The organism is Streptomyces clavuligerus (assembly GCF_005519465.1).
GTDB classification, from domain to species: domain Bacteria; phylum Actinomycetota; class Actinomycetes; order Streptomycetales; family Streptomycetaceae; genus Streptomyces; species Streptomyces clavuligerus.
Map to the genome: position 1 here is coordinate 988,454 of NZ_CP027859.1, position 23,062 is coordinate 1,011,515.

Genomic DNA, 23,062 nt, shown 5'->3' on the forward strand with positions numbered 1-23,062 from the left:
CCCCGCTGCCCGCAGCGGCCCGGGACCACTGCCCCGGCGCGGTCCGGACCGCCACCCACCCACCGCGGTCCGGACCGCCCGCCGCCCCGCCGGGCGAATTCCAGGAGACAACGATGACCACCACTGCCCTGACCCACCCCGTCCATGTCCTCGCGGCGCCGGGCGACCGGCACGACGAGATCCTCACCCCCGCCGCCCTGGAGTTCGTCGGCCGCCTGGCCGATGCGTTCACAGAGCGCCGGGAGGACCTGCTCAGGGAACGCCGTCGACAGGCCCTGCGGCTGGTCGACGGTGCTCCGCTCGAATTCCCGATGGTGACCTCCGCCGTCCGCGCCGATCCCTCGTGGCGGGTGGCGCCGCCCGCCCCCGGGCTGGCCGACCGCCGGGTCGAGATCACCGGCCCGCCCGACCGCCGGATGACGGTCAACGCCCTCACCTCGGGCGCCCGCGTCTGGATGGCCGACTTCGAGGACGCCACCGCCCCGACCTGGAGCAATATCGTCGGCGGCCAGCTCAATCTCCTCGACGCCGTCGAACGGCGGATCGACTTCACCGCCGAGAACGGGAAGGAGTACCGGCTGCCCGCCGACGGACCGCTCGCCACGATCATGGTCCGCCCGCGCGGCTGGCATCTCGACGAGGAGCATCTGTCGTACCAGGACCGGCCGCTGCCCGCCGCGCTCGTCGACTTCGGTCTGTACGTCCACCACTGCGCCCAGCGGCAGATCGACGCGGGAGCCGGTCCGTACTTCTATCTGCCGAAGCTGGAGAGCCGCCACGAGGCCCGCCTCTGGAACGAGGTCTTCGTTCTCGCACAGGACCTCCTCGGCATTCCCCGGGGCACGATCCGGGCCACCGTCCTCATCGAGACGATCACCGCCGCCTTCGAGATGGAGGAGATCCTCTACGAGCTGCGCGAGCACAGCGCGGGGCTCAACGCCGGACGGTGGGACTATCTGTTCAGCCTGATCAAGAACTTCGGCCACCGTCCCGACTTCGTCCTGCCGGACCGGGCGAAGGTCACCATGACCGCCCCCTTCCTGCGGGCCTACACCGAACTGCTGGTCCAGAGCTGCCACCGGCGCGGAGCCCACGCCATCGGCGGCATGGCGGCCCAGGTCCCGGGCCGTGATCCGGCCGCGCGCGAGGCGGTGCTCGCCACCGTCCGGCTGGACAAGGAGCGTGAGGCGGAGGACGGATTCGACGGCTCCTGGGTCGCCCACCCCGGGCTCGTCCCGGTCTGCCGGGCCGTGTTCGACGGTGTGCTGGGCGAACGGCCTCATCAGATCGAGCGGTCCCGCGATGATGTGGAGGTCACGGCGGCCGACCTGCTGTCAGTGCGGCGGATCAGCGGACCGCCCACCCCGCAGGGGCTCCGCGTCAACGTCGCCGTGGCCCTGCGCTACTTCGCCGCCTGGCTGGACGGCCGGGGTGCCGTCGCGCTGAACGGGCTGATGGAGGACGCGGCCACCGCCGAGATCGCCCGGGTCCAGATCTGGCAGTGGCTGCGCCACGGCATGACCGACCGGGGGACGGTACGGGACCTGGTGGACGAGGAACTGTCGGCGCTCGGCGCCGCCTACCCGTGGGCGCCGCTGGACGAGGTGCGCGCCACGTTCGAACGTACCGCCCTCGCAGGCGAGTTGATTCCTTTCTTCACCCCGGACGCCTACAGCCGTCACCTTGTCCGCCGAGAGGGGCAGACTTCATGAGCACGGACATCCGACGCGTCGGCGTGGTCGGCGGCGGACAGATGGGCGCGGGCATCGCCGAGGTCTGCGCGCGGGCCGGACTCGACACCGTGGTCTGCGAGGCGGACGACATGGCCGCGCGGGCGGCGCGGAAGCGGGTGGCCGCCTCACTGGACCGGGCCGTGCGACGCGGCAAGCTGAACCAGGAGGTGGCCGAGGACGCCCTCGGCCACCTGGTCTTCACCAGCGGTCTGGAGCGGCTGGCCGACCGGCAGCTCGTCATCGAGGCGATCATCGAGAACCCCGAGGCGAAGAACGAGCTGTTCGCCGCGCTCGACAAGATCGTCACAGCTCCGTCGGCCATCCTGGCCAGCAACACCTCCGCCATCCCGATCATGAGCCTTGGGATGGCGACCGGCCGTGCCGACCGGGTCGTCGGGCTCCACTTCTTCAACCCGGTACCGGTGCTGCCGCTGGTGGAGGTCGTCACCTCCCTGCACACCGCCCCGGACACCGTCGCCACGGTGGAAGCCTTCGTCACCACCACACTGGGCAAGACGGTCATCCACGCACAGGATCGGGCCGGTTTCGTCGTCAACGCGCTGCTGATCCCCTACCTCCTGGCCGCCGTCCGAATGGCTGAATCCGGCCTTGCCACCGCTTCCGACATTGACACGGGCATGGAGCTGGGCTGCGCCCACCCCATGGGACCCCTGAAACTGGCCGACCTGATCGGCCTCGACACCGTGGCCTCGATCGCCGTCTCGCTCTACGACGAGTTCAAGGAGCCGCTCTACGCCCCTCCGCCGCTGCTCCAGCGGATGGTGGCCGCGGGGCTCCTGGGGCGCAAGACGGGGCGCGGATTCCATGTGTACGACGGGGCGCGGTGAGGTGGGACGCGAGCGGACGGGGAACGTGATCAGGGCGTACCCCGTCCACCGCCCGGCGACCCCTCCCGGCGGCGTGTCTCATCTCACCGTCCGGATTCTGGACAAGTTGCGGCACACCGGCAAACCGGGAGCTTAGAGTGACCGGTGCAGCTGGTTCGCCCCGTCCGCCAGACGGGTGCGTCGTAAGAGGGAACCCGGTGGGAATCCGGGACTGCCCCGCAGCGGTGAGCGGGAACGACCGCCGTCATACGCACTGGGTCCGGGAGGGCCTGGGAAGCGACGGCCAGTAGGTGTCCGCCGGAGAACGCTCCGGCGGGTGTGCCCGTGAGTCCGAAGACCTGCCCGTTGCCCGTACACGGACCCAGTGCCGGGTACGGATATCCGGTGACCTCGTGGGCGGGTCGGCGTTCATACCAGGCGGACGACCGCGCCTTGCCGCGCGAGGTCGTACCCGTCCGGTTCGTCACCCCTTCGCGTCCTCGTCCCGTCGCCGGGTTCTCAGGGATTCATCTCGCGAAGGAGATCTCCGTGACCACGAAGTCCGCAGCCGCGGCAGCACGGTCCACCGTGTACGGCTACCCCCGTCAGGGGCAGGGCCGGGAGCTGAAGAAGGCCATCGAGGGCTACTGGAAGGGCCGTGTCACCGCCGACGCCCTCACCGCCACCGCCGCCGAACTGCGCCGGAGCAACTGGCGGGAACTGGCCGACGCCGGGATCGACGAGGTCCCCACCGGCGACTTCTCGTACTACGACCATGTCCTCGACACCACCGTCCTGGTCGGCGCGATCCCCGAGCGGCACCGGGCGGCCGTCGCCGCCGACGCGCTCGACGGCTACTTCGCCATGGCCCGCGGCACCCAGGAGGTGGCGCCGCTGGAGATGACCAAGTGGTTCGACACCAACTACCACTACCTGGTCCCCGAGCTGGGTCCGGACACCGTCTTCACCGCGAACCCGGCCAAGCAGACCGCCGAGCTGACCGAGGCCCTGGAACTGGGACACACCCCCCGCCCGGTCCTCGTCGGACCCGTCACCTATCTGCTGCTCGCCAAGCCCGCCCCCGGAGTGGCGGCGGACTTCGACCCGCTGACCCTCCTGGACCGCCTCCTCCCCGTCTACGCGGAGATCCTCGCCGCGCTCAAGGCCGCCGGAGCGGAGTGGGTGCAGCTCGACGAACCCGCCCTCGTGCAGGACCGCACCCCGGCCGAGCTGAACGCCGCCGCCCGCGCCTACCGCGAGCTGGGCGCGCTCACCGACCGTCCGAAGCTGCTGGTCGCCTCCTACTTCGACCGCCTCGGCGAGGCGCTGTCCGTGCTGGCCAAGGCCCCCGTCGACGGTCTGGCGCTGGACTTCACCGAATCGGCCGCCGCCAACCTGGACGACCTCGCCGCCGTCGGCGGACTGCCCGGCAAGCGCCTGGTCGCCGGAGTCGTCAACGGCCGCAACATCTGGGTCAACAACCTGGAGAAGTCCCTGTCCACCCTGGGCACCCTCCTCGGGCTCGCCGACCGGGTCGACGTCGCCGCCTCCTCCTCGCTGCTGCACGTCCCCCTGGACGCCGCCCTGGAACGGGACATCGACCCGCAGATCCTGCGCTGGCTCGCCTTCGCCCGCCAGAAGACCACCGAGATCGTCACCCTCGCCAAGGGACTGGCCCAGGGCACCGCCGCCATCGAGGGCGAACTCTCCGCCAACCGCGCCGCCCTCGCCTCCCGCGCCACCTCCCCCATCACCCGCGACCCCGCCGTCCGCGCCCGCTCCGAAGCGGTCACCGACGCCGACGCCCGCCGCTCCCAGCCCTACGGGCAGCGCACCGTCGCCCAGCGCGAACGCCTGGGTCTGCCCTTCCTGCCGACGACCACCATCGGCTCCTTCCCGCAGACCGACGAACTGCGCGTCGCCCGCGCCGACCTGCGGGCCGGACGGATCGACACCGCCGGGTACGAGGACCGCATCCGCGCCGAGATCGCCGAGGTCATCTCGTTCCAGGAGAAGACCGGCGTCGACGTCCTCGTCCACGGCGAGCCCGAGCGCAACGACATGGTGCAGTACTTCGCCGAACAGCTCACCGGCTACCTCGCCCTGCGGCACGGCTGGGTCCAGTCCTACGGCACCCGCTATGTCCGCCCGCCGGTCCTCGCCGGGGACATCTCCCGCCCCGAGCCGATGACGGTCCGCTGGACCACCCACGCCCAGTCCCTCACCGACCGCCCGGTCAAGGGCATGCTGACCGGCCCGGTGACCATGCTCGCCTGGTCCTTCGTCCGCGACGACCAGCCGCTGGCCGACACCGCCCGGCAGGTCGCCCTCGCCCTCCGCGACGAGGTGAACGACCTGGAGGCCGCGGGCACCGCCGTCATCCAGGTCGACGAACCCGCCCTGCGGGAGACCCTGCCGCTGCGCGCCGCCGACCACGCCGACTACCTCGCCTGGGCCACCGAGGCGTTCCGCGTCACCACCGGCGGCGTGGCACCGGGCACCCAGATCCACACCCATATGTGCTACGCCGAGTTCGGCGACATCGTCCAGGCCATCGACGACCTCGACGCGGACGTCATCAGCCTGGAGGCGGCCCGCTCCCATATGCAGGTCGCCCACGAACTCGCCGCCCACGGCTACCCCCGTGAGGCCGGACCCGGTGTCTGGGACATCCACTCCCCGCGGGTGCCGAGCGCCGAGGAGGCCGCCCGCCTCCTGCGCACCGGCCTCAAGGCCATCCCCGCCGAACGGCTCTGGGTCAACCCCGACTGCGGCCTGAAGACCCGCGGCTGGGCCGAGACCCGGGCCTCCCTGGAAAACCTCGTCGCAGCCGCCCGCACCGTACGGGGTGAGCTGCCCGAAGCCTGATCCGGCACACCGCCGGGCCGGGGCACCCACCGGTGCCCCGGCCCGGTCCGACGGACCGCGCCCCATGAGGCCGCGGCTCCGACCGCCCTCGGGCCTGTGTGCCGCTCAAGCACGGAGAGATCTTCCTCAAGGGCCGCAACGGTCACCGGTTCACCGAACGGCTCCACGACAACCTCCGGGTGGCCCTGCGCGGTATCGGCGGATCGACCTGGACCAAGGTCGCGCGGAACGCCACCGTGCCGGGCGGACAGGTCCCGCAGGAGGCCCTGGTGGAGCGGGCCCGCCGGCTCATCGGCGGCAACTCCGTGGAACCGGCGGTCCGGGTGCCCAGCACCGTGGACGACATCTCCGCCGCCGCCGTCGAAACGCTGCGCCCGCCGACGGCCGGGGGCGGGCGCACCTCCGTGCCCGCTCCGGCCCGCGCCACCCCGGCAGCCACCGCCGGTGGCTGAACCCCGTCCCCGCCCATGACGCGGACCCCGTCCCCGTCCATGACGTGGCGACATCCCCGGCCGGGGAGACCGGGAAAGGGATTGCGACGGGCATTCATCAATCGGTTCTTTTCCTTTCGCACACCGGCAGGACATCCCGTATCAGCAGGTGGACGGCGGTCCTTCCGGCTTCGACATTCGATAACCTGAGTCAATGGCACTCGGAATCCCCAGCACAAGAAACGACCACGCACATTCCATCCGCGAACTGCTCAGTCGGGGAGGCCGTTCCTACTCGTTCGAGTTCATGCCGCCCCGCAGTGAATCGGCCGAAGTGGGACTCTGGGCGGCCATCCGCCGACTGGAGGCGCTGTCCCCGACGTTCGTCTCCGTCACCTACGGCGCGGGCGGCAGCACCCGCGGACGGACCGTCAACGTCACCGGGCGGATCGCCCAGGAGACCACCCTCACCCCCGTCGCCCACCTCACCGCGGTCGACCACAGCATCGCCGAACTGCGCAATATCCTCGGCCACTACGCCGACCAAGGGGTGCGCAACATCCTCGCGCTGCGGGGCGACCCGCCCGGCGACCCCCTCGGCCCGTGGACGCGGCACCCGGAGGGAGTCCGGTACGCGGCCGAACTGGTCGAGCTGATCAAGGAGTCGGGCACCTTCTGTGTCGGGGTGGCCGCCTTCCCCGAGATGCATCCCCGATCAGCCGACTGGGAGGCCGAAATCCGCCACTTCGTCGACAAGTGCCGGGCCGGGGCCGATTACGCCATCACTCAGATGTTCTTCGATGTCGACCAGTATCTGCGCTTCCGTGACCGGGTGACGGCCGCCGGATGCGAGACACCGATCATTCCTGAAATCATGCCCGTCACCACCATTCGATCGCTGGAACGCATTCCCACCCTCTCCACCGCCGCTTTCCCTGCGGATCTGGCCGAAAGAATGCTCGCGGCACAGAACGATCCGAAGGCGGTCAGGGCACTCGGCATCGAGCACGCCACCGCCATGTGCCGCCGCCTGATCGCGGAGGACGCACCCGGACTGCACTTCATGACCATGAACCGCTCCAAGGTGACCACCGAGATCTACCAGGATCTCGGGCTGCACCTCTGAGCCGGGGAACGACCCCGCCGTGCGCACGCGGGTGGTGACGTCAGGCGCCACCGCCGGGGCGGGGCGCTCCTGGCGGCGCCTCCCCCGGGGCCACGATCCGCAGCAGATAGGTGTCCATGATCCACCCGTGCCGGGCCCGCGCCGCCGACCGCGTCCGGCGAATCCGGTCCGACACCTCACGCAGCGGGCCCGCCACGAGGAGTTCGTCCGGGGTGCCCAGATAGGCGCCCCAGTAGATCCAGACATCCTCCCCGTCCACCCGGGTGAACGACTCGTCGGCGTCGAGCATGACGACGATGTCCCCGTCGTCGTTCTGCCCCACCTCGGACAGCCGCCGCGCGGGGGTGATGTGCACGGGACGGCCGACCTGGTTCAGCGGGATGCGGTGCCGGGCGGCCAGCGAGGAGACGCTGCTGATCCCCGGGACGACCTCGACCACGGCCGAGACCGTGCCGCGCGCCTCGATGTCCGCGAGGATGGCGAGCGTGCTGTCGTACAGCGTCGGATCGCCCCACACCAGGAAGGCACCGGTCTCCCCTTCGGCCATCTCCTCGCGCATCAGCCGCTCGAAGACGTCCGCCCGCCGGGTCCGCCAGTCCTGGACGGCCCCGGTGTAGTCGGAACGGTCCATCGGACGGCGGTCCCGGCTCGGGTCGTCGGCCTCCACCACCCGGTACGGGGCCCGCGCATGCTCCTCGATCATGCTGAGACGCAGGTCCGTCAGCGCGGACTTGTCCGGCCCCTTGCCGATGACGAAGAAGACGTCCACCCGGCGGATGGCCTTGATCGCGGCGAGCGTGAGATGGTCCGGATCGCCTGCTCCGATGCCGATGACGAGTATCGCGCGCTGTTCCGTGCTCATCGGGCCAGTCTCGCAGGGTCCGCTCCACGCCGGGGAGCCGACCCGGCCCGGACCGGCCGGACCGACCCGGCCCGGCCGGAGGGCCGTCGGCACCGGGCGGGGGGCCGTCGGCACCGGGGGGCGGCCGGCCGTCGACCAGGACCGGCGGACGTAGGTGCCGTACCCGGTGGCGGGCACGCGGCCGCCACGGAACGGCATGCTCAGACGGCCCCCTCCTGATGGTGGCGGATCAGGGAGGCCAGCGCGCCACGCAGGCACTCCTCGCCCTTCCGGTCCGTCGGCTCCGCCGGCCGGACGGTGGGGCAGAGCACCTGCTCCCCGTCCTGCCGTGGGCAGTCGCACACCGCCTCCTCGACGAGTGCTTCCAGCTCCCGCAGCAGCAGCCGGGACTTGCGTATCTCTTGGGAGAGCACCCGGATACGGGCGCTCTGGCCGCCGATCTGCCGCCGGTTCGCGAGGAGCTGCTCGTACCCCCGTACGGTGAGAGCCACCGCTTCGTGTCCCCCGACGGTGATGCGGTGCGGCTCGGGATGTCCGGCCACGGCGTGTGTTCCCCCTTCCCCGTGCGGTCGTGGGAAGAACGGACGGAGGCGGGGGATGGTTCCCCCGCCCCGCCTCGCGGTGGTCAGCGGTGGTGGAAGTCCGGTGGCCGTTTGTCGATGAAGGCGCTCATGCCCTCTTTCTGGTCGGCGGTGGCGAACACCGCGTGGAAGAGCCGCCGTTCGAAGCGGACTCCTTCGGCGAGGGTGGTCTCGAAGGCCCGGCCGACGGCTTCCTTGGCCATCATCGCCGTCGGCAGCGACATGGCGGCGACGGTCCCGGCGACCGCCAGTGCCTCGCCCAGGAGTTCGTCGGCGGGCACGACACGGGAGACGAGTCCGGCGCGTTCCGCTTCGGCGGCGTCCATGGTGCGTCCGGTCAGACACAGGTCCATCGCCTTGGCCTTGCCGATCGCCCGGGTCAGGCGCTGGGAGCCGCCGATGCCCGGGATGACGCCGAGCTTGATCTCCGGCTGGCCGAAGACGGCCGTGTCGGCGGCGATCAGGATGTCGCAGAGCATGGCGAGTTCACAGCCGCCGCCGAGGGCGTAGCCGGAGACGGCGGCGACGGTGGGGGTGCGGGCCTGGCCGAGGCGGTCCCAGGCCGTGAACCAGTCGGACAGATACATGTCGAGGTAGCCCTGCGGGTGCATCTCCTTGATGTCGGCGCCCGCCGCGAACGCCTTCGCGGAGCCCGTGATCACGATGCAGCCGCACCCCGGGTCGCGGTCGAGTGCTTCGACGGCGGCCACCACGTCCTCCATGACCTGGAGGTTGAGGGCGTTGAGGGCCTGGGGGCGGTTGAGGGTCAGGAGGGCGGCGCGGCCTTTGCGTTCGACGGTGATCGTCTCGTACGCCTCCGGGGAGGTGGTGGTCACGGCTGTCCTCCGTCGTGGTCTCTGCTGGTGGCGTGGTTTCTGATGGTGTGGACGATGCCGGAGAAGTCCTCCGTGGCACCGGAGTGCTCGGCGTAGGCGGCGTAGAGTTCGGCGGCGCGCAGCCCCAGTTCGGCGCGGACGCCGCCCGCCCGGGCCGCGTCGGCCGCCAGGCCCAGGTCCTTGGCCATCAGGGAGGCGGCGAAGCCCGGCCGGTAGTCGCGGTTGGCGGGGCTGGCGGGGACCGGTCCGGGGACGGGGCAGTTGACGGTGAGGGCCCAGCACTGCCCGGAGGCGGTGGAGGCCACGTCGTAGAGCGCCTGGTGGGAGAGGCCCAGACTCTCGCCGAGGACGAACGCCTCGCTCACGGCGATCATGGAGACGCCCAGGATCATGTTGTTGCAGATCTTGGCGGCCTGTCCGGCCCCGGCGCCGCCGCAGTGGACGGCCTTCTTCCCCATGGCCGCCAGCAGGGGCCTGGCCTCGGTGAACTCCGCCTCCCCGCCCCCGGCCATAAAGGTCAGGGTGGCGGCTTCGGCGCCGACGACTCCGCCCGACACCGGTGCGTCCAGGGCGCGCATCCCGGCTGTGACGGCGCGCCGATGGGCTTCCCTGGCGTCGGCGACGTCGATGGTGGAGCAGTCGACGAGGAGGGTGCCGGGGCGGGCGGCCGGAAGGATCTCCTCGTACAGGCCGAGGACATGGCGCCCTGCGGGGAGCATGGTGATCACCACGTCCGCGCCGGTGACGGCCTCGGTGGCGGAGCGCGCGGCCCGTACCCCGGTGGCGACGGCGGCGTCCAGGGCCGGGGCGAGCAGGTCGTATCCCCGGACCCGGTGGCCGGCCGTGACGAGGTTGGCGGCCATGGGGCCGCCCATGTGGCCCAGGCCAAGGAAGGCGACGGTCCGGTTCACCGCTCCACCTCCGCTGTGCCGCCGGGACCTGTGAGGCGGAGTTCACGGTCGCCGAGGGGTCGGAAGAACCGCTCGACGTCGGCGTCGGTGACCTCGGTGAGAACGGCCGGGGACCAGCGCGGGTTCCGGTCCTTGTCGACGACCTGGGCACGGATGCCCTCGACCAGGTCGGGGCCGGTCAGGGCCGCACAGGAGACGCGGTACTCCTGCTCCAGCACCCGTTCCAGCGGCCCGAGGCCCCGGGCGCGGCGCAGGGCGGCCAGGGTGACCTTGAGAGCGGTGGGGGACTTGGTGAGCAGGGTCTCGGCGGTCTCCTTCGCGGCCGGGGCGCCGTGGGTGAGGAGCCGTTGGACGATCTCCTCCACGGTGTCGGCGCCGTAGCACGCGTCGATCCACTCCCGTCGCCCGGACAGTTCCCCGGGGGGCGGTGGCTGGACATGCCGGGTGAGCGCTTCCCGTACGGGCCGGTGGGTGAGGTCGTGGACGAGGTCCGGGAGGGACTGGGACGGGACACAGTGGTCGGCGAGTCCGCACAGCAGGGCGTCACCGGCGCCGATCGCCTCGCCGGTGAGGGCGAGATGGGTGCCCAGCTCGCCGGGGGCGAGTGCCAGCAGATAGGTGCCGCCGACGTCCGGGACGAAGCCGATACCGGTCTCGGGCATCGCGATCCGGGACCGTTCGGTGACGATCCGTACGCTGCCGTGGGTGGAGACGCCGACGCCGCCGCCCATCACGATCCCGTCCATGACGGCGACATACGGTTTGGGGTAACGGGCGATCCGGGCGTTGAGGCGGTACTCGTCCCGCCAGAAGGCGGCCGAGGCGGTGCCGTCGCCGTCGCGGGCGTCGTCGTAGATGGCACGGATGTCGCCGCCCGCGCACAGGGCCCGGTCCCCGGCGCCGGTGATCACGACGGTTTCGACGGCCGGGTCGTGGGCCCAGTCGGCCAGCGCCCGGTCGATGCTCCGGACCATGTCATGGGTGAGGGCGTTGAGGGCCCGGGGACGGTTGAGGACGATGCGGGCGGCCCGTCCGGTGGTGCTGAGGAGGACGTGTTCCTCGGCGGCGTCAGCCGTCCGGTCGGCGGCGGTGGCGGTGGCGGTGGCGGTGGCGGTGGCGGTGGTGAGGCGGGCAGGGCCAGTGGGGTCGGTGGGGCCGACAGGGCTGGTGGGGTCGGCAGGTTCTGAGGGGTGGACGGGTCCAGTGGGGCGAACGGGGTCTGAGAGGTGGGCAGGTTCTGTGCGGCGGGCAGGGCCTGAGGGATGGGCGGGGCCGGTCATCCGAACGCCTCCGTCAGTCCACGGGCCACGATGACGCGCATGATCTCGTTCGTTCCTTCCAGAATCCGGTGGACCCTCAGGTCCCGGACGATCTTCTCGATGCCGTACTCGCTGAGGTAGCCGTAGCCGCCGTGGAGTTGGAGAGCGCGGTCGGCCACCGTGTAGCCGGTGTCGGTGGCGAACCGCTTCGCCATCGCGCAGAGGTACGGGGCCTGGGGGTCGCCCCGGTCGAGGGCCTGCGCCGCCTGCTGGACCAGGGCGCGGGCGGCGGCGAGTTCGGTCGCCATGTCGGCGAGCCGGAAGCGCAGCGCGTCGGCGTCGAGCAGACGGCGGCCGAACGCCTCCCGGTCGGCGAGGTGGGTGAGGCTGCGGTCCAGCGCGCTGCGGGCGCCGCCGAGGGAGCAGGCGGCGATGCCGAGACGGCCGCCGTTGAGGCCGTTCATGGCGATGCGGAAACCCTCGCCCTCCCGGCCGAGGAGCCGGTCGGCGGGCAGGCGTACGCCGTCGAGGACGACCTGCCGGGTGGGCTGGGCGTTCCAGCCCATCTTCCGCTCGTCGGGTCCGAAGCCGACACCGGGGTCGTCCTTCTCGACCAGGAACGCGGAGACTCCGGCGGCTCCCTCGCCGCCGGTACGGGCCATCACCACATACAGCTGGGAGGCGCCCGCGCCGGAGATGAACTGCTTGACGCCGCTGAGCACCCAGCCCTCCCCGTCGCGGACGGCGCGGGTGGCGAGGGCCGCCGCGTCCGATCCGGCGCCCGGTTCGGTCAGGCAGTAGCTGGCGAGGTCGTCCATGGAGCACAGCCGGGGCAGTCGGCGGTCGCGCTGGGCGGGGTCGCCGTAGTGGTCGATCATCCAGGCGACCATGTTGTGGATGGAGAGATAGCCCGCGATGGAGGGGCATCCGGTGGCCAGGGTCTCGAAGACGAGGACGCCGTCGGCGCGGCTGAGGCCGGAGCCGCCGGACTCCTCGCCGACATAGACGCCGCCGAGGCCGAGCCCCGCGGCCTTGCGGAGCACGTCGACGGGGAAGTGCTTGTCGCGGTCCCAGTCGAGGGCGTGGGGCGCCAGGTGGTCCTGGGCGAAGTCGAGGGTGGTCTCGACGAGGGCCTGCTGCTCCTCGGTGAGCAGTGTGGTGGTCATGGCGGGTCAGCCCATCGTGGGGATGGTGAAGCTGGCGCCCTCCTTGACCCCGGAGGGCCAGCGGGAGGTGACCGTCTTCGTCCGGGTGTAAAAACGGATGGCGTCCGGTCCGTGCTGGTTGAGATCGCCGAAGCCGGAGCGCTTCCAGCCGCCGAAGGTGTGGTAGGCGACCGGGACCGGGATGGGCACGTTGACGCCGACCATGCCGGTGTCGACACGGCGGGTGAAGTCCCGGGCGGTGTCCCCGTCCCGGGTGAAGATGGCCACGCCGTTGCCGTAGAGGTGTTCGCTGGGCAGCCGCAGGGCCTCCTCGTAGTCGGCGGCGCGGACCACGCACAGGACCGGCCCGAAGATCTCCTCACGGTGGATGGCCATGGCGGGGGTGACCCGGTCGAAGAGAGTCGCACCGGCGAAGAAGCCGTTCTCATGGCCGGGCAGGACGAAGTCCCGCCCGTCGACCACGAGCTCCGCGCCCTCCTCGACCCCGAGGTCCACATAGCGGCGGACCCGTTCGACGGCGTCCGGGCCGACCAGCGGGCCGAAGTCCGCCTCCGGGTCGTCGCTGCGGCCGATCCGCAGCGCGGAGACGCGTTCCTTGAGACGGGCGACGAGCGCGTCGGCGGTCTCCTCGCCCACGGGGACGGCGACGGAGACCGCCATGCAGCGTTCCCCCGCCGAGCCGTATCCGGCGCCGATCAGGGCGTCCACGGCCTGGTCGAGGTCGGCGTCCGCCATGACGACCATGTGGTTCTTGGCGCCGCCGAAGCACTGGGCGCGCTTGCCGTGGGCGGCGGCGGTGGCGTAGACGTGCGCGGCGACGGGGGTGGAGCCCACGAAGCCGAGGGCGGCGACGCGGGGGTCCTCGACGAGGGTGTCCACGGCCTGTCGGTCGCCGTTGACGACATTGAGCACCCCGGGCGGCAGCCCGGCCTCAAGGAAGAGTTCGGCGAGCCGCAGCGGGACGGACGGATCGCGTTCGGAGGGCTTGAGGATGAAGGCGTTCCCGCAGGCGAGGGCCGGTGCGGCCTTCCAGAGGGGGATCATCGCGGGGAAGTTGAACGGGGTGATGCCCGCGACGACGCCGAGCGGGGAGCGCAGGGAGTGGACGTCGATGCCGCCGCCCGCGTTGTCGGTGAACTCCCCCTTGAGGAGATGCGGGATACCGGCGGCGAACTCCACGACCTCCAGTCCGCGCTGGATGTCGCCGTGCGCGTCGGCGATCGTCTTGCCGTGCTCGGAGGAGAGCAGCCGGGCCAGGGTGTCCTTCTCCTCCTCGACCAGCCGGAGGAAGCGGAGGAGGACCCGGGCCCGGCGCTGCGGGTTCCAGCCGCCCCACTCGCGCTGTGCGCGGACCGCGTCGGCGATGGCCGCCCTGGTCTCGTCCCGGCCGGCGAGGGGTACCCGCGCCTGGACCTCCCCGGTGTTGGGGTCGTACACGTCGGCATGCTCCCCGGAGGTGCCCGGGACGGCCTTGCCGCCGATGAAGTGGGTCAGTTCGCGCACGGTGGCGCGGTCGGACGCTCGGACCATGTCTGCCTGCTCTCGTCAGGTGATCCGGATGGCGCGCCGTCCGGCGGGCACGCGGACACGGTGGTGTCCGCGTGCGGGGGGCGGCGCGAGAGCGCGTATGGCGGGGAGCCGTCAGGCGGCGGACCGTCGGCAGCGGGCCGCCGGGAGACGCACCGGTGTACGGACGTCCGGAGCGGGGCTGCCGGGATCGTGGAGGCGCGGCGGTGCCATGCGTGTCAGCTCCATCCTCGTGGACAACACGGAACATCCCGCGGCCGGTATCCTGACTCCCGGATCAGCGCGCGCCGTCCGCCTTCCCGACGTCCAACTCGTCAGTGGCGTAACGCTCGACGGCATACTCCCCGGTCACAGTGGCGGGACCGTGCCGGAATCACACCGGCTTCCCTGCACCGCGGGCCTTGCTCGCGACTATATAGTTGGACGTCCTAGTAAATCCAGTGTGCGATCCGTCCGGCCGTCGTTCTTTCCGTCGCCGTCGCCGTCGCCGTCGCCGTCGCCGTCGCCGTCGCCGTCGCCGTCGCCGTCGCCGTCGCCGTCGCCGCGGCGTGGATCTCGGCGCGGCCCGCCGGGCGGAACGGCGGCGGTCTGGCACGGCCCGCGCGTTCCGGGCCTGCGTGACTTCTGTCTGGCGGGCGGCTGGGCTGTCCGCAGGGTCCCGCCGTGCGGGGCTGCCCGGGCGGCGGGCCCGGCTCCCGGGCAGCGGCGGCCTCGCCCCGGTCGCCGGCAGGGGAGAGTGCGTCGCCCGGTACATCTGCCGTGAGGACGGCGAGGGATGCACGACCACGCTGGGCGGCACCCGCCCGCCGCCGACCCTCATCACCGTTCCTGTGGGCCCTCGCCCACCTCGCGCCAACCGCGTGGAAGGCTGATCCGCTGCCCCTCAGTCAGATGACCGGTCCCCGTCGGCGGGGCGGACCAGCGGGAGGAAGATCGTGTCGACGATCTCCTCGATCACCTCGGGGGCGACCGGACGCAGCGTCATCATCGTCTCGCCCCGCAGCAGGTCGAAGGGGAGCGCGGCGATCCGCGGTGTGAGCCTGGACGGGTCGATCTCGCCGCGCGCGATGGCGCGCTCCATGATCTCATCGCGTCCGGAGCGGCGTCCGGCGATGATCATTTCGCGCAGTTCGGTGAAGCTGGTCTCGGTCTCGGCGAAGTATCCGGCGAGCAGCAGGCTGAGCTGGGCGAGGACCGGGCCCTGCCGCTCGCTGGCCCCGGTGAGCGTGGCGATCAGGTCGCCGCGCAGGGACCCGGTGTCGGCCGGGACGGTCAACTGGGTGACGTTGCGGCGGACGACGGCCGCCTCCACCAGCTTCCGCTTGTCCGCCCAGCGCCGGTAGAGCACCGGTTTGCTGGTGCCCGCGCGCCGGGCGACGGAGTCGGTGGTGAGGTTCGTGTAGCCCCGCTCGTTCAGCTCGTCCCAGGCCGCGTCGAGGATCGCCGCCTCAAGCGCTTCGCCGCGCCGTCGTCCCACAACTCTCCTTGGAGCCTTTGACGTTTCTTGTCGGGGCACTCTACTGTCGAGATAAGAAACCTGCACGTATCTTATAGATCGAGGGGGCGTCGTCGTCATGCAGTCCTCAACACGGCAGAGCGGGACCGGAAGCACGGACGCCAGAGCGAACGGGCGGCTCATCGGCCTGGTGACCGTCCTGGTCCTGGTGAACTTCGTGGTCGACTCGGCCATCACCGCGCCCCTCGTCGTCCTCCCGGAGATGCTCGACCACTTCGGCACCGACCAGGCGGCATGGCTCAACGCCACCGCCATGCTGGCGGGCGTCATGTGGGCGCCCCTGCTCGGCAGGAGCGCCGACATCCACGGCAGGCGCAAGGTGCTCGTACTCACCCTGCTGCTGAGCTGCGCGGGCGCCCTGGTCTGCGCCGTGGCCCCCGGGCTCTGGCTGTTCGTGCCGGGGCGCATGCTCCAGGGCGCCTCCCTCGCCGCGATCTTCCTCTCCGTCGCCATCGTGCGCGGGGCCTGCGCGCCCCGTACCGCGATGATCGCCGTCGGCGTCGTGACCTCCGGCTCCGCGGTGCTCAACATCGCGTCCCGCTTCCTGATCGAGGAACTGGCCTCGGAGTTCGGCTTCCAGGTGCTGTTCCTCGTCTCGGCCGCCGTCGCGGTCGCGATGGCCGGGTGCGTGCACAAGGTCGTTCCCGAGTCCCCGGCCGGAGCACCGGGCAGGATCGACTTCGGCGGCGCCCTCCTCCTCGGCGCGGGACTCGGCGGGGTCCTCGGCTATGTCAGCCTCGGCTCCGACTTCGGCTGGCTCGCCGTCGGCCCGCTGGCCCTCCTCGCCGTCGGCGTCACGGCCTCGGCCCGGTGGTTCCTGGTGTCGAGCCGAAAACCCGACCCCCTGATCGACGTCAAGGACCTCCACGGCCCCCTGGCGCTCCTGCTCCTCGTCGTCTTCCTCGCCGCCGGCTCGTACCAGAGCATGCTCCAGCTCATCCCCCTCATCGGCGATGTCTCCTCGGACCAGGGGCTCGGCTACGGCCTCGCCGACCGGGGATCGACGGCCCTGCTCCTCGCCGCGCCCGGACTCGGCGTCACCCTCGGCGGCCCGGCCGCCGGCTGGCTCGCCGCCCGCGTCGGACCGGCCCCGACCCTGGCCGGGGCGGTGACCCTCGGCACGGTGGTCACCCTCGGGATGTTCCTCGGGGTCTCCCGCCTTCCCGCCGCGCTCTGCTGCGCCTTCCTGCTGGGGGTCACCGTGGGAGCGCTCGGCACCTCCGGGTTCAACATGGCGGGCGGCCTCGCACCCCCCGAACGCCAGGGCATCGTCTCCAGCCTGGTCATGGTGATGGTCTCGATCGGTTCCGTCGCCCTGAACTTCGTGGGCGCCGCCGTCCTCGCCTCGACCGCCGTCGTCATCGACGGCGAGACGGTCAACTCCGCCACCGGGGTCCTCAGCTGTATCGCCATCGCGTCCGGCGCCTTCACCCTCGCCGCCGTGCTGGCCGCCCTGCTCGCACGCACCACCTGGATGAAGGATTGAGGATGGACAGGAGAACAGCACCCATGGGTACGGTCCTGATTTCCGGCGCGGGTATCGCCGGGCCCGCCGTCGCGTTCTGGCTGAACCGGTATGGATTCGCGGTGACGGTGGTGGAGAAGGCCAGCACCGTGCGGGACGGCGGATATCCGGTCGACGTACGGGGCACCGCCGTGGAGGTGGCCCGCCGGACGGGAATCCTGCCGGCCCTCCGGGAGGCCCATATCGAGACCCGTCGGCTGACCTTCCTCCACGCCGACGGCCGCGAGGTCGCGGCCGTCCATCCACAGGCCGTGGCCGGTGGCGTCGAGGGACACGACGTCGAACTGCCGCGCGGGCGTCTCATGGAGATCCTGTACGGGACCGTCCGCGACGACGTGGAGTTCAGGTACGGCGACTCCATCGACACCCTCACCGAGGACGGGCACGGTGTCGACGTCGTCTTCCGCAGCGGCGCCCAACGCCGCTTCGACCTGGTCGTGGGCGCGGACGGGCTGCACTCGCACACCCGGAGGCTCGTCTTCGGCCCCGAGCGGCGGTTCCACCGCTATCTCGGCCACTGCTTCACCGTCTTCACCCTGCCCAACACCTGGGGGTTCTCCCACGAGGGACTCATCTGGAACACCCCGGGACGGGCCGCCGCGCTCTACGCAGTCGAGGACAGCGACCAGTTGTACGCCTTCCTCACCTTCGCCCACCCCGACCCGCCGGAGCGCCTCCGCGACCCCCGTGACCTCGTGGCCACCACCTTCGCCCACGACGGCTGGAACATCCCCGCCATGGTCGCCGCCCTGCGCCGCGCGGACGACCCTTTCTTCGACACCGTGAGCCAGATCCATATGCCCCGCTGGTCCCGGGGCCGCGTCGCGCTCGTCGGCGACGCCGCCCACGCCCCGTCGTTCCTGACCGGCCAGGGCACCAGCCTCGCCCTGGTCGGCGCTTTCATGCTCGCCCGTTCCCTGGCCGAGCACCGCGACCACGCCAGGGCCTTCGCCACCTATGAACGCGCCATCCGCTCATTTGTCGAACTGAACCAGGCCGAGGTCGGCGCGGGCGCCGCCGCGCTCTTTCCCACCACCGCCGAAGCCCTGGAACAACGCAACGACCGACTTCGCGGCCTCACCACCCTGCCCCCGGCAGCCGCGCGCCCGGCCCACACCGCCCTCACCCTGCCGGGGTCGCCGCCCGCGTGAGGGGGGGGCTGGGGTCGGGGGCGGGTGGCGCCGGTCCGTGGGCGGACGCGCCGGACGAAGGTGTCGTTCGACGGACTTCGAAGAAGCCGCCTGGCTACCATGTGCCCATGGGACTTGACGGGTGGGAGCTGGCAATCGCAGCCCTCGGTACCGCCGCTGCCGTCCTCACGACCGGTTTCGAGGTCCGGGCCCGGCTCAGCCGCAGACGACGTCCCGCGCCGCCGCGGCCTTCCCTGGAGCCCGGGGAGAGCTATGACGTGTTCATCTCCTACACCGAGGCGGACGCGGAGGTCGCGGAGACGCTGGCCTCCAGACTGCGGGCCGAACAGTTGAGGGTGTTCCTGGCCCGCTGGATCGGCCCCGGCCTGGTGGAGAGCCTGGAGAAGGAAGAAGCCCTGCTGGCCTCGGCCAATGGCCTTCTGGTCTTCAGCGGCGCGACCATGGCCGACGCGGCGATCCGGGACGAGTACGCCGCGTTGCTCCAGCGCGTCCACTCCGGTGGGCGGCGGTTCGTCCCCGTCCTGGTGGAGGACGTGGAGCTGCCACCGTTCGCGCGCATCCGCAGGCCGGTCGATCTCCGCGCCCCCGGCACCGCCGGGTACGACGAGGGGCTGACCGCCCTGGTACGAGCGGTACGCCCGCGCGCCGGGGGTACCGCCTCGTGACCGAAGTCTTCGTCTCCTACGCCCACGAGGACGAGGAGTGGGCGCGAGGACTGGCACACGAACTCTCCCGCCATGGGCTCAGAGTCTTCTTCGACGCGTGGGACGTCCTCCCCGGCGACGTGATCGTCCATCGGACGGACGCCGCCATCAGCGCCGCCGCGAGCGCCCTCGTGGTCATCAGCCCGGCCTCGGCCCGCTCGCCCCGTGCCCTGGAGGAGTACGCGGCCCTCGCCACCGCCGCGGCGGAGCGGAACCTGAGGTTCATTCCCGTGCTGATCGGCGAGGCCGTACTTCCGCCGTTCGCTGCCAACCGGGTCTGGCGGGACTTCCGCGGTGTCGACGGGACGGCGTACGACGACAAGATCGCGGAGCTGGCCTCCGTCCTCCTGGACGAGGCCGCGCAGGTCGGTCCGGCCGGTCCGGTCCGCCGGTCCGGTCCGGCCGGTGCCACCGGCCCGGCGCCGGAGAACCTCGCGGCGGTGCTGCCGACGCCACCCCGCCCGGTGACCGAGCCGGCCCGGCCCTCCCTCGTCGTCTGCTACGTATCGGCCGACGCGGGCTATGCGCTGGCCCTGGTCGACCAGTTGCGGACGGCCGGGCTTTCCGTATGGTCGGCCGACGACCTACGGGCGGGGGACCCTCAGTTCTGGATGGTCCGGCAACAACTGGCCTTCGCGACCGCCGTCATCGTCCTGATGTCACCGCAGTCCCAGGACTCCGACGACATCACCCGCATGATTCTGGAGGGGATGCTGCACCAACGCCCCTTCTTCCCGCTTCTGTTGGACGGGCGACGCAACTACCACCTGGCACACACCTGGTACGTCGACGCACGGGACGGCCGACTGCTGAACCCGTCCGAACTCGATCTGCTGCGCGACCTGGAGGCGGCGAGGGGCGGTGGCGTGCTGCCGGACGAACCGCCTCTGGCGTTCCCGGCACCGCGCACACGACCGTCCGTGGCCGCGGTACGGGTTCCGGCGGCGGTCTCGCTCAAACGCCTCGACACCTACCTTTCCGAGGGGGAACTCGCCCACGCCGACCTGCACACCACGGCGATCCTCCTGGAGGCCGCGGACCGGCTCGACGAGGGATGGTTCGGCACGCGGCACGTACGCGCGCTCTCCGCCGAAGTCCTCGCCGGTGTCGACGCGCTGTGGTCGGACCACTCACGCGGCAGGCAAGGTCTGCGTGCGCAGGCGGAACTGGCCCCGGTGAGCCGGGCACGCCACACCGACTTCCTCGCGCTCTCGGTGGCCTGCGGCTGGCGCGACTCCGTCGAGAGCCCCGTCCCACGACGTTATCGCCGGTTGACGGAACGGGCGGGGCACGGACCCCGCAGAGGGTTCTACCCAACCCTGCGCAACCCGCAGGACGAGCCTTTCCACGACTGGTACGACCGATGGAGCGCCACCGTGCTGGCAACACATCTCCACGCCCGCAGGGGAGGCGCCGTCCCGTGAAACTGATGATCTATGCGTCTGCACTCACCATCATGTTCTTGTTCAAATGGTGGTGGGCCTTCCCGATCATCAATGGCTACGGCCTCATCGTGCTCATGCAATATCTCAGCGACCGCAAGCACGAACGCAGCGTGAGTGGTTCGGCGAAATGGAGGGACAAGCCGATGGTGATGATTCTGGCTGCCGGGTACACGACCCTGTCCGTGGCCAGCGGCACCTTTGCCGTCCTTGTGATCGCGGCCGCTGTCGTCGGCTGGCTCGGATTCCGGAATGTTCCCTCCGACCGGGTGGGCATCGTCCGCCGACGATACGGCCGCACCCACTCGGAGTTCCGGAACATCACGCCGCACAGAACGCGTGGAGTCCTCGCCGGTGTCCTGCGGCCCGGCCGCTCCCGCTGGGTGTTCCCCGCCCTGAACGAGGTCCGGTTCGCCCCCCGCACCCAGGTGGCGGAGGGCAGCGTCGGCCTGGTCACGGCGAGGGAGGGGAAGACGCGGCCCAAGGGGCGGGCGCTGGGCCGTTCCGTGGAGTGCGACAACTTCCAGGACGGTGACGCGTTCCTGCTGAACGGCGGCGAACAGGGCGTGCAGGTCGACACCCTGCCCCCCGGCCAGTTCTACATCAACACGGCGTTGTTCGAGGTCGAGCAGGTGCAGCGGGTCCATGTGCCCGTCGACACCATTGGACTGGTGACATCGAAGGCGGGCGGGCTCCGGCCCGCGGACCACACCTTCGGCAAACATGTGCCGTGTGACGACTTCCAGGACGGCGCCGCGTTCCTCGCCGGTGGCGGGGAGCAGGGGCGGCAGTTGGCCATCCTCCAAGGAGGGGCGTACTACGACATCAACCCGGCACTGTTCGATGTCACCACCGTCCTCACCGGCAACGAGGGCCAGGGCGGGCTGACGGACCAGCATCTGTACGAGTTCCAGATCCCGAACGGCTTCACGGGCGTGGTGATCGCACTTGCCGGGGCGATTCCGGAGCAGCCCGATCAGCCACGTCCGACAGTGGACGGTCACCAGCAATTCACGCTCCCCTGGGAGTTCCTTCGCAACGGCGGTCAGCGCGGTGTGCAGTCGGAAACCCTGCCGGAGGGCACGGTCTGCGCGCTCAACCCGTACTTCGTGCGGGTCGTGCTGGTCCCCATGCGTCTGCTCACCCTGGAGTGGGACGACAAGACTCCGGCGCAGTCCAGCAACTACGACGCCCATCTGGACCGGATCACGGTGACCGTTCAGGGACACCGGCTGTCCGTCAATATGCAGCAGACCTTGCAGATCCCACCCGAATCCGCTCCCCTGCTGGTCACCAGGAACGGCAGTGGCCAGACGTCAGGAATCGGCGGACTGGACCCGGACCCGCTTCCCGTCCAACGGTTCGTGGAGCGGGTGCTGGGCGCGAGTGTCGTCTCCTACTTCAACGAGATCGCCGCCGCGGCGACCGTCAAGGAATTCCTGGAGGCGTACGCCGAGACCCGTATGGAGCTGGCCACCCAGGTGCAGACCGCGCTGAAGAACTGGGGAGTGGAGGCCAGGACCACCACCCTGGGCGAATTCCAGGCCGAGGACCCCTCGCTCAACGAGGTCATGAAACAACCGGCCCACGAACAGATGCGAGGCGAATTGCTGAAGGCCCAACGGGCGAACGCGGAAATCGAGGACGCGATCGACGCGGTCCGTGTGGAGGCGGAGCGCCGGAGGATTTCCATGGAACTCGAAACCCGCATCAAGCTGTTCGGGCTGAACCACGTCGTCGTCATCGAAATGCTCAAGGAGATCACCAAGGCCCCCGTCCCCCAGTTCATCAGTGGCGGTGACCTCTCGTCCTTCCTCGAAACACAGCCGGTCGCAAGGCTGGAAGGGCTCCTGGACAAGATGCAGGGCTTCGCCGCGAACGTCGACACCGACGAGTCGTCGCAGCTCCGGCTCCCGCCGCAGGCCGACACGGGCGAGGGGGCGGACCGGAGGTACGAGACATAGGACGGTGCCGCACCCGCCCGGATACTGGTTCGACGAGGAGGAAGGGGCCGTCACCACGTTCGGTGCACGGTTGCCTTGCTGCCGGTCACCAGGCTTGCCGGTGGAACGTCATCGGCCACGACCGCGCCCGCGGCGACCACCGCGTCACGGCCGATGCTGACGCCGGGCAGGATGGTGGCACCGGCGCCGATCCACACGTTCTCCGCCACGTCGATGGGCGCGCCGGTCAGATACAGCCGCCGCTCCTCGGGATCGACCGGGTGGCCGATGGTGATGAACGTGACCTTCGGTCCGATCATCACACGCTCGCCGAGCCGGATACCGGCATAGTCCAGGAATGTGCAGTTCTGGTTGATGAAGACGCGCTCGGCGAGGTCGAGGTTGAGTCCGTGGTCGGTGTAGAAGGGCGGATAGATGGTGACTCTCGGCGGCAGTGGCTTGCCGAGGATCTGCTCAAACAGTTCCGCCTTGCCCGTTTCGTCCTCGAAGGGCAGGACGTTCAGGCGGGAGGTCAGCTCGGTGACCCGCAGAACCCTCTCGGCCATGGCGTGGAACTCGGCACTGTGGATGCGCATAAGACGGTCACTGGACATGTCGTGATCCTTTCTGCGAACCGGTGACGGGACAAGACTC

At 71.0% G+C, this 23,062-nt stretch carries 19 protein-coding genes and 2 riboswitches; of the genes, 10 read left to right on the forward strand and 9 right to left on the reverse strand.

Annotation, left to right across the window (positions count from 1 at the left end; genetic code table 11):
- Positions 1-113 precede the first annotated feature (113 nt).
- From aceB to metF, 5 genes are all read left to right on the forward strand, one after another.
- Positions 114-1,712, forward strand: coding sequence for a malate synthase A (aceB, locus tag CRV15_RS32575; protein WP_003963371.1), 1,599 nt, complete (start codon positions 114-116; stop codon positions 1,710-1,712).
- The gene (locus CRV15_RS32580) at positions 1,709-2,581 is read left to right on the forward strand and encodes a 3-hydroxybutyryl-CoA dehydrogenase (RefSeq protein WP_003952862.1); all 873 of its coding nucleotides are present in this window, start codon (positions 1,709-1,711) and stop codon (positions 2,579-2,581) included. The genes aceB and CRV15_RS32580 overlap by 4 nt, the downstream gene beginning before the upstream one ends.
- A gap of 134 nt (positions 2,582-2,715) precedes the next feature.
- A riboswitch (cobalamin riboswitch) is annotated at positions 2,716-2,941 on the forward strand.
- A 168-nt stretch (positions 2,942-3,109) separates the two neighbouring features.
- Positions 3,110-5,428: a 5-methyltetrahydropteroyltriglutamate--homocysteine S-methyltransferase gene (metE, locus tag CRV15_RS32585; RefSeq protein WP_003952863.1), complete on the forward strand. Its 2,319-nt coding sequence runs from the start codon at positions 3,110-3,112 to the stop codon at positions 5,426-5,428.
- A 98-nt stretch (positions 5,429-5,526) separates the two neighbouring features.
- Complete coding sequence (locus tag CRV15_RS32590) at positions 5,527-5,880, forward strand: THUMP domain-containing protein (RefSeq protein WP_003952864.1); 354 nt, start codon at positions 5,527-5,529, stop codon at positions 5,878-5,880.
- Positions 5,881-6,073: 193 nt separating this feature from the next.
- Complete coding sequence (metF, locus tag CRV15_RS32595) at positions 6,074-6,985, forward strand: methylenetetrahydrofolate reductase [NAD(P)H] (protein WP_003952865.1); 912 nt, start codon at positions 6,074-6,076, stop codon at positions 6,983-6,985.
- Between the two features lie 40 nt (positions 6,986-7,025).
- Here the strand turns inward: metF and cobF are convergent, their stop codons facing one another.
- The 8 genes from cobF to CRV15_RS32635 all read right to left on the reverse strand — a co-directional run bounded on the left by cobF (position 7,026) and on the right by CRV15_RS32635 (position 15,604).
- The gene (gene cobF / locus CRV15_RS32600) at positions 7,026-7,847 is read right to left on the reverse strand and encodes a precorrin-6A synthase (deacetylating) (protein WP_003952866.1); all 822 of its coding nucleotides are present in this window, start codon (positions 7,845-7,847) and stop codon (positions 7,026-7,028) included.
- 200 nt (positions 7,848-8,047) lie between these two features.
- Positions 8,048-8,389, reverse strand: coding sequence for a hypothetical protein (locus CRV15_RS32605; protein ID WP_003952867.1), 342 nt, complete (start codon positions 8,387-8,389; stop codon positions 8,048-8,050).
- Between the two features lie 83 nt (positions 8,390-8,472).
- Positions 8,473-9,264 carry an enoyl-CoA hydratase gene (locus CRV15_RS32610; protein WP_003952868.1) on the reverse strand — a complete coding sequence of 264 codons (792 nt, stop codon included), beginning with the start codon at positions 9,262-9,264 and terminating at the stop codon, positions 8,473-8,475.
- On the reverse strand, positions 9,261-10,175 hold the full coding sequence (gene mmsB / locus CRV15_RS32615) for a 3-hydroxyisobutyrate dehydrogenase (RefSeq protein WP_003952869.1): 915 nt from the start codon (positions 10,173-10,175) through the stop codon (positions 9,261-9,263). Before mmsB ends, CRV15_RS32610 begins: the two co-directional genes overlap by 4 nt.
- The gene (locus CRV15_RS32620; RefSeq protein WP_003952870.1) at positions 10,172-11,455 is read right to left on the reverse strand and encodes an enoyl-CoA hydratase/isomerase family protein; all 1,284 of its coding nucleotides are present in this window, start codon (positions 11,453-11,455) and stop codon (positions 10,172-10,174) included. The genes mmsB and CRV15_RS32620 overlap by 4 nt, the downstream gene beginning before the upstream one ends.
- Positions 11,452-12,600 (reverse strand): acyl-CoA dehydrogenase family protein, encoded by a 1,149-nt coding sequence (locus CRV15_RS32625; RefSeq protein WP_003952871.1) that lies wholly within the window; start codon positions 12,598-12,600, stop codon positions 11,452-11,454. Before CRV15_RS32625 ends, CRV15_RS32620 begins: the two co-directional genes overlap by 4 nt.
- Before the next feature lie 6 nt (positions 12,601-12,606).
- Positions 12,607-14,130, reverse strand: a complete 1,524-nt coding sequence (locus CRV15_RS32630) for a CoA-acylating methylmalonate-semialdehyde dehydrogenase (RefSeq protein WP_003963374.1) — start codon at positions 14,128-14,130, stop codon at positions 12,607-12,609.
- Between the two features lie 235 nt (positions 14,131-14,365).
- Positions 14,366-14,539, reverse strand: a riboswitch (cobalamin riboswitch).
- Positions 14,540-15,010: 471 nt separating this feature from the next.
- Positions 15,011-15,604 carry a TetR/AcrR family transcriptional regulator gene (locus tag CRV15_RS32635; RefSeq protein WP_003952874.1) on the reverse strand — a complete coding sequence of 198 codons (594 nt, stop codon included), beginning with the start codon at positions 15,602-15,604 and terminating at the stop codon, positions 15,011-15,013.
- Between the two features lie 97 nt (positions 15,605-15,701).
- On the opposite strand from CRV15_RS32635, the gene CRV15_RS32640 reads away from it, so the two are divergent.
- From CRV15_RS32640 to CRV15_RS32660, 5 genes are all read left to right on the forward strand, one after another.
- Positions 15,702-17,129, forward strand: coding sequence for an MFS transporter (locus CRV15_RS32640; RefSeq protein WP_003952875.1), 1,428 nt, complete (start codon positions 15,702-15,704; stop codon positions 17,127-17,129).
- 2 nt (positions 17,130-17,131) lie between these two features.
- A complete protein-coding gene (locus tag CRV15_RS32645) occupies positions 17,132-18,319 on the forward strand; it encodes an FAD-dependent monooxygenase (RefSeq protein ID WP_003963376.1) in 1,188 nt (395 codons plus the stop codon).
- Positions 18,320-18,426: 107 nt separating this feature from the next.
- On the forward strand, positions 18,427-18,984 hold the full coding sequence (locus CRV15_RS32650; RefSeq protein ID WP_003952877.1) for a toll/interleukin-1 receptor domain-containing protein: 558 nt from the start codon (positions 18,427-18,429) through the stop codon (positions 18,982-18,984).
- A complete protein-coding gene (locus CRV15_RS32655; RefSeq protein WP_003952878.1) occupies positions 18,981-20,447 on the forward strand; it encodes a TIR domain-containing protein in 1,467 nt (488 codons plus the stop codon). The genes CRV15_RS32650 and CRV15_RS32655 overlap by 4 nt, the downstream gene beginning before the upstream one ends.
- A gap of 32 nt (positions 20,448-20,479) precedes the next feature.
- On the forward strand, positions 20,480-22,429 hold the full coding sequence (locus CRV15_RS32660) for an SPFH domain-containing protein (protein ID WP_230864302.1): 1,950 nt from the start codon (positions 20,480-20,482) through the stop codon (positions 22,427-22,429).
- 50 nt (positions 22,430-22,479) lie between these two features.
- On the opposite strand, the gene CRV15_RS32665 is transcribed toward CRV15_RS32660, so the two are convergent.
- A complete protein-coding gene (locus tag CRV15_RS32665) occupies positions 22,480-23,022 on the reverse strand; it encodes a DapH/DapD/GlmU-related protein (protein WP_003963378.1) in 543 nt (180 codons plus the stop codon).
- Between the last annotated feature and the right edge of the window lie 40 nt (positions 23,023-23,062).

Bases quoted from the DNA above. Each gene is read 5' to 3' on its own strand.
- CRV15_RS32620 (WP_003952870.1), bottom strand. From the start codon at position 11,455: ATGACCGGCCCCGCCCATCCCTCAGGCCCTGCCCGCCGCACAGAACCT.
- CRV15_RS32650 (WP_003952877.1), top strand. From the start codon at position 18,427: ATGGGACTTGACGGGTGGGAGCTGGCAATCGCAGCCCTCGGTACCGCC.
- CRV15_RS32660 (WP_230864302.1), top strand. From the start codon at position 20,480: ATGTTCTTGTTCAAATGGTGGTGGGCCTTCCCGATCATCAATGGCTAC.
- metF (WP_003952865.1), top strand. From the start codon at position 6,074: ATGGCACTCGGAATCCCCAGCACAAGAAACGACCACGCACATTCCATC.
- CRV15_RS32665 (WP_003963378.1), bottom strand. From the start codon at position 23,022: ATGTCCAGTGACCGTCTTATGCGCATCCACAGTGCCGAGTTCCACGCC.
- CRV15_RS32640 (WP_003952875.1), top strand. From the start codon at position 15,702: ATGCAGTCCTCAACACGGCAGAGCGGGACCGGAAGCACGGACGCCAGA.
- CRV15_RS32645 (WP_003963376.1), top strand. From the start codon at position 17,132: ATGGACAGGAGAACAGCACCCATGGGTACGGTCCTGATTTCCGGCGCG.
- CRV15_RS32630 (WP_003963374.1), bottom strand. From the start codon at position 14,130: ATGGTCCGAGCGTCCGACCGCGCCACCGTGCGCGAACTGACCCACTTC.
- aceB (WP_003963371.1), top strand. From the start codon at position 114: ATGACCACCACTGCCCTGACCCACCCCGTCCATGTCCTCGCGGCGCCG.
- CRV15_RS32625 (WP_003952871.1), bottom strand. From the start codon at position 12,600: ATGACCACCACACTGCTCACCGAGGAGCAGCAGGCCCTCGTCGAGACC.
- CRV15_RS32580 (WP_003952862.1), top strand. From the start codon at position 1,709: ATGAGCACGGACATCCGACGCGTCGGCGTGGTCGGCGGCGGACAGATG.
- cobF (WP_003952866.1), bottom strand. From the start codon at position 7,847: ATGAGCACGGAACAGCGCGCGATACTCGTCATCGGCATCGGAGCAGGC.